At 46.2% G+C, this 12930-nt stretch carries 12 protein-coding genes; 10 read left to right on the plus strand and 2 right to left on the minus strand.

Annotated features, from left to right (window positions below):
* Positions 1-119: 119 nt before the first annotated feature.
* Both ACINLD_RS10475 and ACINLD_RS10480 read left to right on the plus strand, forming a co-directional pair.
* Entirely contained in the window at positions 120-1529 is a 1410-nt protein-coding gene (locus ACINLD_RS10475; protein WP_409444458.1) for an alanine/glycine:cation symporter family protein, read from the plus strand.
* A gap of 163 nt (positions 1530-1692) precedes the next feature.
* The gene (locus tag ACINLD_RS10480) at positions 1693-3378 is read left to right on the plus strand and encodes a methyl-accepting chemotaxis protein (protein WP_026589399.1); all 1686 of its coding nucleotides are present in this window, start codon (positions 1693-1695) and stop codon (positions 3376-3378) included.
* Positions 3379-3410: 32 nt separating this feature from the next.
* Here ACINLD_RS10480 and ACINLD_RS10485 read toward each other — a convergent pair whose 3' ends face one another.
* Positions 3411-3776: a DUF1093 domain-containing protein gene (locus tag ACINLD_RS10485; protein ID WP_409444419.1), complete on the minus strand. Its 366-nt coding sequence runs from the start codon at positions 3774-3776 to the stop codon at positions 3411-3413.
* Positions 3777-3942: 166 nt separating this feature from the next.
* On the opposite strand from ACINLD_RS10485, the gene ACINLD_RS10490 reads away from it, so the two are divergent.
* The 8 genes from ACINLD_RS10490 to ACINLD_RS10525 all read left to right on the plus strand — a co-directional run bounded on the left by ACINLD_RS10490 (position 3943) and on the right by ACINLD_RS10525 (position 12170).
* A complete protein-coding gene (locus ACINLD_RS10490; RefSeq protein ID WP_026589397.1) occupies positions 3943-4650 on the plus strand; it encodes a response regulator transcription factor in 708 nt (235 codons plus the stop codon).
* Positions 4647-5654, plus strand: coding sequence for a sensor histidine kinase (locus ACINLD_RS10495; protein ID WP_026589396.1), 1008 nt, complete (start codon positions 4647-4649; stop codon positions 5652-5654). Before ACINLD_RS10490 ends, ACINLD_RS10495 begins: the two co-directional genes overlap by 4 nt.
* A 91-nt stretch (positions 5655-5745) precedes the next feature.
* Positions 5746-6510: an ABC transporter ATP-binding protein gene (locus ACINLD_RS10500; protein ID WP_026589395.1), complete on the plus strand. Its 765-nt coding sequence runs from the start codon at positions 5746-5748 to the stop codon at positions 6508-6510.
* On the plus strand, positions 6485-8368 hold the full coding sequence (locus tag ACINLD_RS10505; protein ID WP_409444418.1) for an FtsX-like permease family protein: 1884 nt from the start codon (positions 6485-6487) through the stop codon (positions 8366-8368). Before ACINLD_RS10500 ends, ACINLD_RS10505 begins: the two co-directional genes overlap by 26 nt.
* A gap of 149 nt (positions 8369-8517) precedes the next feature.
* Complete coding sequence (locus ACINLD_RS10510; RefSeq protein WP_077735914.1) at positions 8518-9603, plus strand: acyltransferase family protein; 1086 nt, start codon at positions 8518-8520, stop codon at positions 9601-9603.
* Positions 9604-9766: 163 nt separating this feature from the next.
* Complete coding sequence (locus tag ACINLD_RS10515) at positions 9767-9994, plus strand: ferrous iron transport protein A (RefSeq protein ID WP_077735915.1); 228 nt, start codon at positions 9767-9769, stop codon at positions 9992-9994.
* Positions 9991-12003, plus strand: coding sequence for a ferrous iron transport protein B (gene feoB, locus ACINLD_RS10520; RefSeq protein WP_077735916.1), 2013 nt, complete (start codon positions 9991-9993; stop codon positions 12001-12003). Before ACINLD_RS10515 ends, feoB begins: the two co-directional genes overlap by 4 nt.
* Before the next feature lie 17 nt (positions 12004-12020).
* Positions 12021-12170 (plus strand): FeoB-associated Cys-rich membrane protein, encoded by a 150-nt coding sequence (locus ACINLD_RS10525; RefSeq protein WP_026589391.1) that lies wholly within the window; start codon positions 12021-12023, stop codon positions 12168-12170.
* A 22-nt stretch (positions 12171-12192) separates the two neighbouring features.
* On the opposite strand, the gene ACINLD_RS10530 is transcribed toward ACINLD_RS10525, so the two are convergent.
* Positions 12193-12561, minus strand: coding sequence for a VOC family protein (locus tag ACINLD_RS10530; RefSeq protein WP_077735918.1), 369 nt, complete (start codon positions 12559-12561; stop codon positions 12193-12195).
* Between the last annotated feature and the right edge of the window lie 369 nt (positions 12562-12930).

A 12930-nucleotide genomic window follows, 5' to 3' on the forward strand; every position in this document is an offset into this window, starting at 1 on the left:
AAAACAAATGTAATCGCTTACATTTTGTGTTGTTTCACAAACATAACGATTTTTCATTATGATAGAATATCTCATGCGATATGAAAGCGCTATCTTTGTCAGGAGTGAGTCGTTTGGATATGTTAGAGATACTAGGAAAGATTAATCATGTATTATGGGGGCCGCCCAGTTTAATTTTATTATTTGGGACAGGCTTATTTTTAACGATTGTTTTAAAAGGACTGCAATTTCGCCGCCTGATCTATGCGTTTAAGATAGGGTTTGGAAAAGAAGACGCCAAGGATGCGGCTGCTGAAGGCGATGTCAGTCATTTTAAAGCGCTTATGATAGCGCTCGCTGCCACAATTGGAAACGGCAATATCGCCGGTGTGGCAACTGCTTTGACACTAGGCGGCCCGGGTTCAATCTTTTGGATGTGGATTGTCGGTTTGTTAGGGATGGCGACGAAGTATGGGGAAGCGTTGCTCGCCGTCAAGTACCGCGTCAAAAATGATAAGGGCGAATATTCAAGCGGGCCGATGTATTATATTGAACGCGGGCTCGGCCGCAAGTTTAAAGGGCTGGCGGTCGCTTTTGCCCTGTTTGGCGCCTTTGCCGCTTTAGGAATAGGAAACAGTGTGCAATCCAACACAATCGCCGATGTGACACAAAACAGCTTTGGCATGGCCAACTGGGTGACAGGGTTGATTTTAGTCATTCTTGTCAGCGTGATTATTTTCGGCGGCATTCAGCGGATCAGCACCGTTGCCAGCTTCTTTGTGCCGATCATGGCATTCTTGTATATGGGCGGGGCGATCTTGATCCTGATTTTGAACTACGATAGGATCGTGCCGGCTTTTGAACTGATTTTTGATTATGCGTTCCACCCTGTAGCGGCGACCGGCGGTTTTCTTGGAATTGCCGTATCTGAAGCGATTCGCAACGGTGTGTCCCGCGGTATTTTTTCAAATGAGGCGGGTCTTGGTACAGCAGCATTGATCGCAGGCAATGCCAGAGCCGATCACCCGGTGAAACAAGCGCTTGTCGCCATGACCGGTACGTTTATTGTCACGATCGTGGTGTGTACGATGACCGGTTTAACCCTGCTCATTACCGGTTTCTGGGACCCTTCCGGCGGATTGATTTCCGGCGTTCCCCATGACGGCACCCTGGAGGGCGGGGCATTGACAAGCGCAGCGTTCGGCTCTGTTCTGGGAGCAGCCGGAGAGTATATCGTCTCGCTTTCCGTTATCTTCTTTGGTTTTTCGACGATTGTCGGCTGGTATGTATATGGTGAAAAGTGTTTCGAGTACCTGGCCGGTCCTAAGGGAATCGCAGGATACCGCCTCGTTTATATACTCGCCTGCGGAATAGGAACGGTCGCCAACCTTGTCACAGTATGGGCATTTGCCGATATGGCCAACGCGCTGATGATGATTCCGAATTTAATCGCCATTCTTCTATTATGGAAAGTGATTGTAGCGGAAACAAATGATTATTTTCATCATTTCTATCAAAATGTCCATTCCATAGAAAGACAAATTCATTGATTCAAAAGGTTCTGCTCACCCGGCAGAACCTTTTTTGTCCTAAAAAAACCGCGATCAGTCTGTTCACAAATGACCTCAAAATTTGACGAATAATGTCGATAATAGGGACGTAAGTTTGTTTCAGGACATTTTTTTATGACATAGATAAGGAAGGATAAATACGATGAAAGTGAAAACGAAATTGCTGGGGATCATCTCGATTTTAGTCATTTCAATCATTGGAATTGGCGTTTCCTCCGTTTTGGTGATCTCTTCGACGGTCGGCAAGAATGAAGTGCTGAAGGACAAAATGGAGTTCCAAAAAGAGGTCAAGCACATCCAATATCGGTTGACTGGATTATCAAATGATGAAAGAGGTTTTATCATTACCGGTGATAAGGAATATGGCGATGGAATGAAGGAGAAGGCCGATGATGTCTTAAAAAGTCTCGACAGGGTCAAAGGCCTGATTCATGATGAAAAATATGAAGCGAATGTGGAAGAAATTAAACAAAACTTTACGGATTATTGGGCTTTAAATCAACAAGTACTGCAAACTTATGATTCAAGTCCGAAGAAAGCAGAATCCATCCACTTCGGTGAAGAAAGATCGCTGCGAAAAGAAGTATTGGATCCGTCTGTCAATAAACTGGTGGACAGCCTTGACGAGGATGTCAAAGACTTAAAAGCTGAAATTCGCGATAATGGGAAAATGAGCGAGTGGTTCTTCATCACGATTACAGGTGTATCAGCCATTTTAGGCGTGATCCTGAGCCTATTGCTCTTGAAGTCGATTATGGTGCCGCTCAGAAGCCTTAACAAGCAGCTGGAGGACATTGCGCATGGAGAAGCGGACTTGACGAAAAAAGTCATTGTCAAAAATAAAGATGAATTCGGTCAGCTGGCCCATTCGTTCAATGCTTTTGTCGACTCATTAACACAAATTGTCAAGCAGATCAGCAGCTCGTCTGAACAGGTCGCAGCCTCATCGGAAGAATTGTCTGCGAGCGCGGAAGAATCAAAGTCAACCTCCGAACATATTTCCGAAGCGATGCAGACGATCGCCGACAGTAATACGCAGCAAAGCGCCATGACCGAAAAAAGCTCGGAATCGATTAATGAATTGTTGGAGCGCCTTTCCTCTGTCGCTGCAAATACAGGCAGCATCGCGGACCTTTCTTCTTCGATGAAAGACAAAGCAGAAATCGGTTCTGAATCCGTCCATAAAATGCTGGATCAAATGAATTTCATTGACAAATCCGTCAATTCGGCCGGAAACGGCCTTAAGGCATTGGTGGCAAGCACTGCCGAGATCAGAGATATTTCTTCTTTGATCACAGATATTTCCGAGCAGACGAACTTGCTGGCGCTGAATGCGGCGATCGAGGCGGCCAGAGCCGGAGAACAAGGAAAAGGGTTTGCCGTTGTGGCGGAAGAAGTAAGAAAATTGGCGGATGAAACAAATCAATCGGCCACTCACATACAAGCATTGGTATCAACCATCCAAAATGAATCGGTGGAAACGGTCAATAATATTAAAGTTGTACAAGAGAACGTCAGCTCGGGTATTGCTCTTTCAAGGGAAACAACCGGGAATTTCAATGAAATTCTCAATCTGGTGGAACAGGTTGCTTCGCAAATACAAGAAGTGGCAGCGTCCACGCAACAGCTGACATCAGGTGTCGAAGTGATCCAGAATACGGTTCAGACATTGGCGGCTGGCACAAAAGAAACGTCAGACGGCACAAACACCGTTGCTGCTTCAACGCAGGAACAGCTTGCTTCCATGGAGGAAATCTCATATGCAGCAGAATCATTGTCGCAATTGGCTGAAGAGCTGCAAACGGTGATCAATCGTTTTAAATATTAAACCAAAATCCCCATCTCCCAAGGTGGGGATTTTCATGATTCCAGTTTGGCCAAAGCCCCTTCAGGCACCGCCTCTTTTTTGATTTCAAACATGCGGCTTTCCTTTGTCCCCCTGGCTTTGATTTTCAAATATGCGCCCGGGTGCAGCTTATGGTCGAGCTCTGTTTTGAATGGCTGTCCGTTTCCGCCTGCATCAAATCCGGTGAGCTGATAGACATATTTGCCTTTCTTGAATGTTACCGCGTTCTCCGTCGTTTTTGCGTAGTATTCATGCTGCTGCATGCTTTGGATCACCTCATCGGCTATCGGGACAAGACCGCCCGTCAGCTTTTGCAATGCAAACACCGCAGCGACGGCGATGAGAACCGCAGCCAGCCATTTTGCATTCGGTTTTTTCATGGCACTTTACTCCTCTTTCAGCGTTGTCTGGCACAATTTTATAAAAAAAGTAAAGCAGAAGAAATGGATTCATATGACAGTTTCCTTACACGATTGTAAGGTTGGCCGGTTTTGTGAAAGAGACAGCTTCATGTCATAATATAGCCAAACAAAGGAGAGACAGACAATGCAAAACATCATGATCGTTGAAGATGATCCGAAGATTGCGGATTTATTAAGAACCCACATTGTTAAATACGGATATCATGTCACTGTCGTCGAGGATTTTGACCATATCATGGACCAGTTCAGAAGCGAACAGCCTGATCTTGTGCTGCTTGATATTAATCTGCCGAGCTTTGACGGCTATTATTGGTGCCGGCAAATACGCCGGGAATCGATTTGCCCTGTGCTGTTTATTTCGGCGCGTACGGGTGAAATGGATCAGGTGATGGCTTTGGAAAACGGCGGGGATGACTTTATTACGAAGCCGTTTCACTCCGAGATTGTCATGGCGAAAATCCGCAGCCAGCTTCGCCGCGCTTACGGGGAATATGCGGCAAAATCCGAGGAGCGGATGCTTGAAAAAGAGGGGCTGCGGCTGTTTCCGGAACGGCTCGAATTGAGTTTTGCAGGCAAAACGGCATCTTTAACAAAAAAAGAAGCCGATATTATCGAAAGCTTAATGGAGCGGCACCCGCGGATTTCGGGCCGGGAAGATTTGCTGGCCAAGCTGTGGGATGATCAGGCATATGTTGATGAAAATACGCTCAATGTCAATATAGCCCGCGTCCGCAAAAAATTTCAGGAGCTTGATATTGATGATGCGGTGGAAACCGTAAGAGGCGCCGGCTACCGCCTGAATGTATCATGGGTAAAGGCGGGAGAGGAATGAAGCTTTTTTTCAAAGAACACTATCTATTGATCGCCGTACAGGCGCTCCAGTTTTTCGTGATGCTGCTCGTCTACTGGCTTGATGGATACCGACACATCAGGCCTGCTTTGTATGCCGTTTTTCTCGGTTTTTTCCTTTTGGGAAGCTACCTTGTCTATCACTACTATACGCGCCGCACCTTTTATCAGCGCCTTGGCAGCACCCTCGCGTCACTGGATGACACCTTTCAAAAAACGAGTCAGCCCCTGTCTCCTCTGGGAGAAGCGCTTGAACAGCTGCTGAAAAGCCAGTACAGACATTATCGACATGAATTGAAGGAACTGGAGCGCGGAAAGAAAGAACATCTGACCTTTATGGATCAATGGGTTCACCAGATGAAAACGCCGCTGTCTGTGATTGAGCTGACGGCGCAAAATTTGGATGAACCGGAATCATCAAGCATCCGCGAGGAGACGGAGCGAATCAAAACCGGGCTGAATACCATCCTCTATATGGCCCGCCTGCGTACAATCGAACAGGATTTCCACGTTAAACCGGTTGTGTTGGCCGATATTGTCCATGAGGTCAATCAGGAAAACAAGCGGTTTTATATTCGCAATCAGGTGTATCCTAAGTTTCAGGAGCAAAGGCAAGGCATTATTGTCGAAACGGACGAAAAGTGGCTGTTTTTCATGCTGACTCAGTTCATTCATAATGCGGTGAAATATTCGGCGGGAAAAAACAATACCATCATCATTTCGCTTGATGAAAAAGACGGTGAAGCGGTATTGGAAGTGACAGACTTCGGTGCCGGCATCCCGAAAATAGATCAAAACCGCGTATTCGATCCGTTCTTCACAGGGGAAAACGGCCGTAAATTCAGAGAATCGACGGGCATGGGCCTCTACCTGGCAAAAACGGCGGCCGACCAGCTCGGCCATCGGCTTGAACTCGAGTCAGAGGAAGGGAAGGGTACGACGGTTCGCACGATCTTCACACAGACGCAAAACCTTACATCGATGTAATGAAAGTGAAAGAATAATCGATAGCTAGCTATCCGTCCGTTTCGATAAACTGGTCACAGATCGAAAGTGAAATGTGAAAGGAGATCTTGTGATGCTTCATGTCAAACAAGCAAGTAAAATTTATGAAGGAAAAATCGCATACCGTGCGTTAACCGATATTAACCTGACGATTGAGGAAGGGGAATTTGTCGGCATCATGGGTCCTTCCGGAAGCGGTAAAACGACCCTGTTAAATATGATTGCGACCATCGATGAACCGACGACAGGAGAAATCCTGATCAACGGGAAAAATCCGCATTTGCTTAAAAAAGAAAAGCTGGCCAAGTTCCGCAGGAGAGAGCTTGGATTTGTTTTTCAGGACTTTAACCTTTTGCCTACATTAACGGTGGAAGAAAACATCGTCCTGCCGTTGACATTGGATGGAGAAAAGGTCAAAGAGATGAAGCGGAAAGCGCACGCTTTAGCCGAAAAACTCGGCATCACGCACATCATGAAAAAGCGCACATTCGAGATATCAGGAGGACAGGCGCAGCGGGCTGCCGTAGCCAGAGCGATGATTCATTCGCCGAAGCTTCTGCTTGCCGATGAACCGACGGGAAATCTTGATTCGAAGTCATCAAAAGATGTCATGGAAATGCTTGAATCAATCAACCGGAATGAGAAGACGACAATGCTGCTCGTCACGCACGATCCTCAAGCGGCCAGCTTCTGCAACCGGGTCGTCTTTATTAAAGACGGAAAGCTGTATTCGGAAATGAGCCGCGGCGATAACCGTCAGGCCTTTTTCCAAAAGATTCTCGACACGCTTTCTTTGCTGGGAGGGGATGCACATGACCTTTCGTCAGTTCGCGTTTAACAACGTCATTCGCAACAAAAGGCTTTATGCCGCTTATTTTCTCAGCAGCATGTTCACGGTGATGGTGTTTTTTACATTTGCGATATTTGCATTCCATCCGGCTCTTGGCGGGGATTCCCTCAGCACCGGCATGGGACAGAAGGCGTCCGGAGGTCTCTCTGTAGCCCGCGGCATTATCTTTGTCTTTTCTTTTTTCTTTGTATTGTACTCGATGAGCTCATTCCTGCAATCGAGAAGAAAGGAATTCGGCGTTTTAATGATTCAGGGGATGTCGATGCGCCAGATCCGCACGATGGTATTTTTGGAAAATATGTTGATTGGCTTTTTTGCGACGATTGGCGGGATTGTCCTTGGACTTGTATTTGCAAAATTAATCCTGCTTGCAGCCGAAAATGTGCTGATTATTGAAAACAAGCTCAATTTTTATTTTCCGCTTTTGGCGATCATTGTCACGTTTGTATCCTTTACCGCCCTGTTTTTATTCATTTCTTTTCTCGTATCATTTGTGCTGCGCAGTGAAAAGCTGATCCATTTGCTGAAAGGAAATCAGAAGTCAAAAGGCGAGCCGAAGGCATCCGTCCTGCTGACGCTGCTTGCGGCTTTGTTGTTGGCTTCAGGCTATTATGTCGCTTTGGCTGCAAAGGGAAACGGCGTTTTTATAGCGATGCTTCCGGTGACAATTGTCGTCATTCTCGGAACATATTTGCTGTTTACACAGTTGAGCGTATTTGTCATTCGCCGGCTTAAAAAGCGGGAGAGCTTGTTTTGGCGGAAAACGAACATGATTTTATTTTCCGACCTTTCTTTCCGGATGAAAGACAATGCGCGGACGTTTTTTATGGTGGCCATCATATCGACCGTCGCGTTCAGCGCCATCGGCACGTTATACGGTTTTCAAACCCTTTTGACCGGCGGGATGAAAAAAATGAACCCCAATACATTCACGTATAGTGCCGGGGAAAATAACAAAAACACTGAAAAAGATGTCGTGTTCATTGATGAAACATTGAAAGAGAAGAACATTCAAACAGAAAAAGCCGAAGCGTTACTAAAGTACTTCGAAATCAACGGCGAAAGCGTGCTGATCGCCAAGCAATCCGATTATAACCGGTTCGCTGTCCTTATCGGTGCGGAGCAAATCAAGCTTCAAGAAGGAAAAGCCGCGGCAGTCGAATTTGACGAACGAGAAGACCGCGGGGGAAGTGATTTGCTTAAGCAGCCGATCACCCTTGCCCCGGAGAGAAAGATTCACGCTGATCAAGTCGTTCGATCAAAGGCATTGCCTGAAACAGGCTCTTATTACGTTGTGACAGACAGCGACTATCAGAAGCTGAGAAAACCAAAAAGGGAAACATGGTTCTATGCATGGCAGGCTCAGGACAAAAATGACAGGCAAGTGATTGAAGCCGGAGAGAAGCTGGCGAAAAAATTAGATCCTTTTCAGTTCGTTGCTGTCGATTATGAGGTATATGATATCAGTAGAGGGTATGGCCCCATCTTATTCGTAGGATTGTTTATCGGCATCGTCTTTTTCGTTTCCGCAGGCAGCTTCCTTTACTTCCGTCTTTATACAGATCTTGACGATGATAAACAGAAGTTCAAGTCCATTTCGAAGATGGGTCTGACAGACCGCGAGCTCAAAAAAGTACTGAGCAGACAAATCGGCATCCTTTTCTTTGCGCCGATCGTTGTCGCCCTGGTCCATGGAGCGGTTGCGCTCACCGCTTTATCACATGCGTTCCGTTATAATCTTTTCAAGGAATCGGCAATGGTTCTCGGGATCTTTTTTGCGATCCAGGTGTTCTACTTTTTCATTGTCCGCTTCTACTATACGAAGCAGATTAAAGCGGCAATTTAGCCAAAAGATTAGACAGCTGTCTAATCTTTTTTTTCTTGCAAACGGCTGACTCAAGGTGAATAAACATGCCTAAGCACTTCGCCTCTTCCCTTATTTGGATGATTATGTTAATTTGATATTATTTCAAATTTGAAAGAGGAGTGGTAGTTGTGCAAGTGAAAGAAATTTTTGTACTTCGTTGTATCTCCTGTTTAAGCGTGGTTTTGCTTCATGCGATATCGATGGTGATGTTTCTCCAGGAAGAAATGCTCGGGGATACAGTTCATGTCATTGAGTCTTTTCGGACCCTGCTGATGTTCAGCACGCCGGCGTTTATATTCATTTCCGAATTTTTATTGGCCCATGCTTATTCCGAAGGTGTTCCGGAAGGTTTTTTAAAAAAGAGGTTTAAAACGATCTTTATCCCTTTTCTATTTATTGCCGTTCTCGATGCGTTTTTAACGGCGGGTCTGATGATGGAGCAGTTTCATGCAGCAGCGATTGTTCAAAAGCTTTTGGCCAACATTTTTCTCGGGAATTTCATTGGCTATTTTATTCTCGTGATCTTTCAATTTTATCTTTTGCATATGTGCTTCCACTCTTTTTTGCAAAAGGCATCACCGAAATGGGTGCTTTCCGTTTCTTTTGCGGTCAACACCGCCTACTTATGCTATTTTACGTTTATCAACCCGCCTGTCGTACAGGAGCAGGCCTCGTTTCCGTTTTCATGGGTGCCGTTTCCCGGGTGGCTGTTCTATTTTTGTTTGGCCTATTATTGCGGGAAAGACTACAAGCGCTTTTTGGCCCTATTGGATCAATACCGGTATGCGGTATATACCGCGGCTGTTGTCACGGCCGTGTCAATCGTTGCGATATCCTATTTCAGCGAAAACATCGCGATTACATCCAAGCGCCCGGATATTTTATTTTACTCAATAAGCATCATTTTCCTATGCTTCCATCTGTTTTCAAAGCTGACTGCAGTGCCGAGACTAATCATGTTCATCAGCAACTATTCTTTCTCTATTTATTTGCTGCACGCTTTTTTTCTGATTATCGGAATGGCCGTCTTAAGCGGGATCAACAGCATCAGTCCGGTGCCGGCTGTGGCGCTGCTTTTCTTTGGCGGCACAGGTGCAGCCATTTTCGTGTCCTGGTCTGTCAATAAATTGAAATATGGATATATGTTTGTCGGAAAAATATATCAGCCGAAGCGGCAGAGAACAGAGCCAAAAGTGCAGCACCATGCAGGCTAGGGGGGAAAGATCAGAGCCGGAAAAATACCCGGAGCTGATCTTTCGCTTTTTTGATTGGAAAAATTGTTCTGATTTTGACATATGTTCGTTTGGTGAAAAGGAAACTTATTACCTATAATCATAGTATGATAACGATTATCATTTTCAGACGGAGGCATCGATGATGGTTTTAGCCGATTTAAAACAAAAAGAGAGAGCAAGAATGATAGATTTTTCAGAGGTCAATGAATTGGTTCAGCGCCGGCTTATTCATCTCGGCATGAAAGAAAATGCTGAAATCTGCATCAAGCGGAAGCTGCCGTTTGGCGGCCCGTTCATGTTTGAGACAGACGGGCAGTCGGTCGGCATCCGGCTGCAGGATGCAAAAAAGATAAGGGTTGAAAAACTATGACCCGTCAGGAAATCGCACTTTTCGGGAATCCGAATACAGGTAAAACATCGCTGTTTAATGCATTAACAGGTTCCTATGAATACGTAGGAAACTGGAGCGGAGTGACCGTAGAGAAAAAAGTGGGAATGCTCCGCCATACAAAAGGAATGATGATCGACCTCCCGGGAGTTTATACGTTAAGCCCTCTATCGCGTGATGAAGGGGTCGTCACCGACTTTTTATTGAAGGAATCGTTTACAGAAATATTAAATATTGTCGATGCATCACAGCTGAAGCGCAATTTGCATTTGACGGTTCAGCTGCTTGAATTTGGACAGCCACTCACGATCGGTTTAAACATGACGGATGTAGCCAGACAGCGCGGCATGTTGATCAACCATGAGAAATTGTCGGAAGCGCTTGGCGTTTCGGTCATTCCAATTGTGGCCCGTAGCGGCAAAGGGTGTGATGAGCTGAGCCGCCATCTGTCAGCAAGCAAAGGGGAGCCGCCAAAGCCGCTGATGATCAACTACGGCGGTACACTGGAACAAGCGATCACCCGGATTGAAGCCGTCATTCCGGACCGCCCCGGCGTGCCGAAGCGCTGGATGGCCCTGCAATATTTAGAGGGCAACTCAAAAATGAAAGAACAGCTGGAAGCAACAGCTGACCGAACGAGATTACAAGACATTTCCAAGGAAGCCGAAGAGCGCCTTCAGCAAGAAGAAGCCGCCAAATCGCTGCATCAGCATATTTACAATGTCAGGGAGCAGTACATCGATCATGCTTTGTCATCTTCTGTGCAGCTTCGCTCAGGACAAAAACAGACTTTGACCGACCGCGTGGATGCGATTGTGACACATAAGGTGCTGGGGATTCCGATTTTTTTGGCGTTTATGTATCTCATGTTTATGCTGACATTTGACTGGCTCGGTGTACCGTTGTCTGATGCGCTTGACGGATTGATCGGCGGACCCGTGACAGATTGGACGACTTCAGCGTTGACGGCCATGGCTGCCAGTCCGTTTATCAAGGCGGTGATTCTTGACGGCATTATTGCCGGTGTAGGCGGTGTTTTAGTCTTCGTACCGCAAATCTTTATTTTATTCTTCTTTATTTCGCTGCTTGAAGATTCCGGATATATGGCGCGGGTGGCGATGGTAATGGACAGGCTGATGGAGGCGATCGGGTTAAACGGCAAAGCCTTTATTCCGCTGATCATCGGCTTTGGCTGCAATGTGCCTGGGGTTATGGCGGCCCGGACCGTTGAACAGCCGAAAGAACGGCTGCTGACGATCATGCTGACGCCTTTTATGTCTTGTTCGGCAAGGCTGCCGGTCTATGCGCTGTTTGCAGGCGCCTTCTTTGCGGCGCACCAGGCGCTGGTCGTGCTGTCATTATATGTTCTGGGGATCGCTGCGGCATTGGTGCTGGCAAAATTTTTGTCATCGTCGAAGCTGAAAGAAGAAACATCGTTTTTTGTGATTGAGCTGCCGCCGTACCGTTTGCCTCAAGCCCGTACATTATGGCGCTCGACTTGGGAAAAAGGAAAAGGATTCGTCCGCAAAGCCGGAACCTACATTTTTGGCGGATCTGTTCTCATTTGGCTTTTATCTTATACAGGGCCGGGCGGAACGGGCGTTGACATGGATGACAGCTTTTTGGCAATGATCGGCGGTGTGATCGCTCCGTTATTGATGCCGCTCGGATTTGGCACATGGCAGGCCGCCGCCTCGCTCTTAACAGGCTTTCTAGCAAAAGAAGTCGTCGTCGCTTCCATGAGCATTATTTATTTTGTACCTGAATCCCAGCTGCAAGGCATGATGGCACAGCAATTTACACCGCTGGCCGCCTACGGATTCATGGCGTTCGTTCTGCTATACGTTCCTTGCCTGGCAACGGTAGCCGTGATTAAAAAAGAAACGAACTCGAAAAAATGGATGTTCCTGTCGATTGTTTATGGGTTAATGATTGCTTATGCGATCACGTTCCTCATCTATCAGGGCGGGAAATTACTCGGATTATCATAAGGAAGGATGTGGCGGAGTTGTTTAATCTGATCATCGGGGGGCTCATCTTTGGCTATGCGGCATGGACGCTTGTTAAGCTTGTCAAAAGAAGCCGGAAGGGGAAATGCGCCGCCTGTGAACTCAATCGTTCTTGTCAATCCGCTTGTGAGAATGTGAAAAACAGCTGAGGTGTTCAGCTGTTTTTGTCTTTTAGACTTGCACTTCACTCATCAAAGCGAGGGTATTTCCTTCGGTATCTTCAAAGAAAGCCATCCAGGTTTCCGTTTGCTCCATTTTCGCCACCATATGCGGTTCTATCGGAAAAGAAACGCCTTTTGTTGCGATTTCATCATATACTGCCGGCAAATCTTCCACTTGAAAATAAATGACGGAGCTTTCATGAGCAAATTCGTCTTTTTCCGGGAGGCTGAGAAGAAGCCGCAGCCCACCGCATTCAAAGAAGGCCATGCGATCTGTCCGAAATAAAAGGGACAGGCCCAATACATCCTGATAAAATGCCGCAGCCCGCTCTAAGTCTTGAACCGGCACCCCGATTTGTCCAACCTTTTCGATTCCCATCATCATCTCTCCCTTTTTGTTATTATTGTTATTTTACACAATGAATCCCAATATATCGATTTTTTCGGTTTTTGTTTCACGTGAAACGGGAGCGGCGGTGTTCTTGTTCAATCATTGTTTTCATGGATGTTTATTGGTAATATGACTTCTATTGGCGTAAATGGAAAACAGTAGAAAGTGGGCGGAAGTCAGAGAGATCAGCAAAAGGCTGAGCAGGAACGAAAAATAGGAATGGAAGGGTTTGTGCTCCTTCTCTCACTGATCTTTATTTCCATCTTTATCACGACTGCATACGAGATATCGAAATCCTTTTTTTCATTGGCAACGGCTATTATTCTGTTAGACTCGTGAGTAAAGGTTTGTTAAGAA

Source organism: Bacillus sp. z60-11 (assembly GCF_046464135.1).
GTDB classification, from domain to species: Bacteria; Bacillota; Bacilli; order Bacillales; family Bacillaceae; genus Bacillus; species Bacillus sonorensis_A.

Excerpts from the sequence above, each read along its gene's own strand:
- ACINLD_RS10475 (WP_409444458.1), top strand. The coding sequence starts at position 120 with ATGTTAGAGATACTAGGAAAGATTAATCATGTATTATGGGGGCCGCCC.
- ACINLD_RS10480 (WP_026589399.1), top strand. The coding sequence starts at position 1,693 with ATGAAAGTGAAAACGAAATTGCTGGGGATCATCTCGATTTTAGTCATT.
- ACINLD_RS10485 (WP_409444419.1), bottom strand. The coding sequence starts at position 3,776 with ATGAAAAAACCGAATGCAAAATGGCTGGCTGCGGTTCTCATCGCCGTC.
- ACINLD_RS10490 (WP_026589397.1), top strand. The coding sequence starts at position 3,943 with ATGCAAAACATCATGATCGTTGAAGATGATCCGAAGATTGCGGATTTA.
- ACINLD_RS10495 (WP_026589396.1), top strand. The coding sequence starts at position 4,647 with ATGAAGCTTTTTTTCAAAGAACACTATCTATTGATCGCCGTACAGGCG.
- ACINLD_RS10500 (WP_026589395.1), top strand. The coding sequence starts at position 5,746 with ATGCTTCATGTCAAACAAGCAAGTAAAATTTATGAAGGAAAAATCGCA.
- ACINLD_RS10505 (WP_409444418.1), top strand. The coding sequence starts at position 6,485 with ATGACCTTTCGTCAGTTCGCGTTTAACAACGTCATTCGCAACAAAAGG.
- ACINLD_RS10515 (WP_077735915.1), top strand. The coding sequence starts at position 9,767 with ATGGTTTTAGCCGATTTAAAACAAAAAGAGAGAGCAAGAATGATAGAT.
- feoB (WP_077735916.1), top strand. The coding sequence starts at position 9,991 with ATGACCCGTCAGGAAATCGCACTTTTCGGGAATCCGAATACAGGTAAA.
- ACINLD_RS10530 (WP_077735918.1), bottom strand. The coding sequence starts at position 12,561 with ATGGGAATCGAAAAGGTTGGACAAATCGGGGTGCCGGTTCAAGACTTA.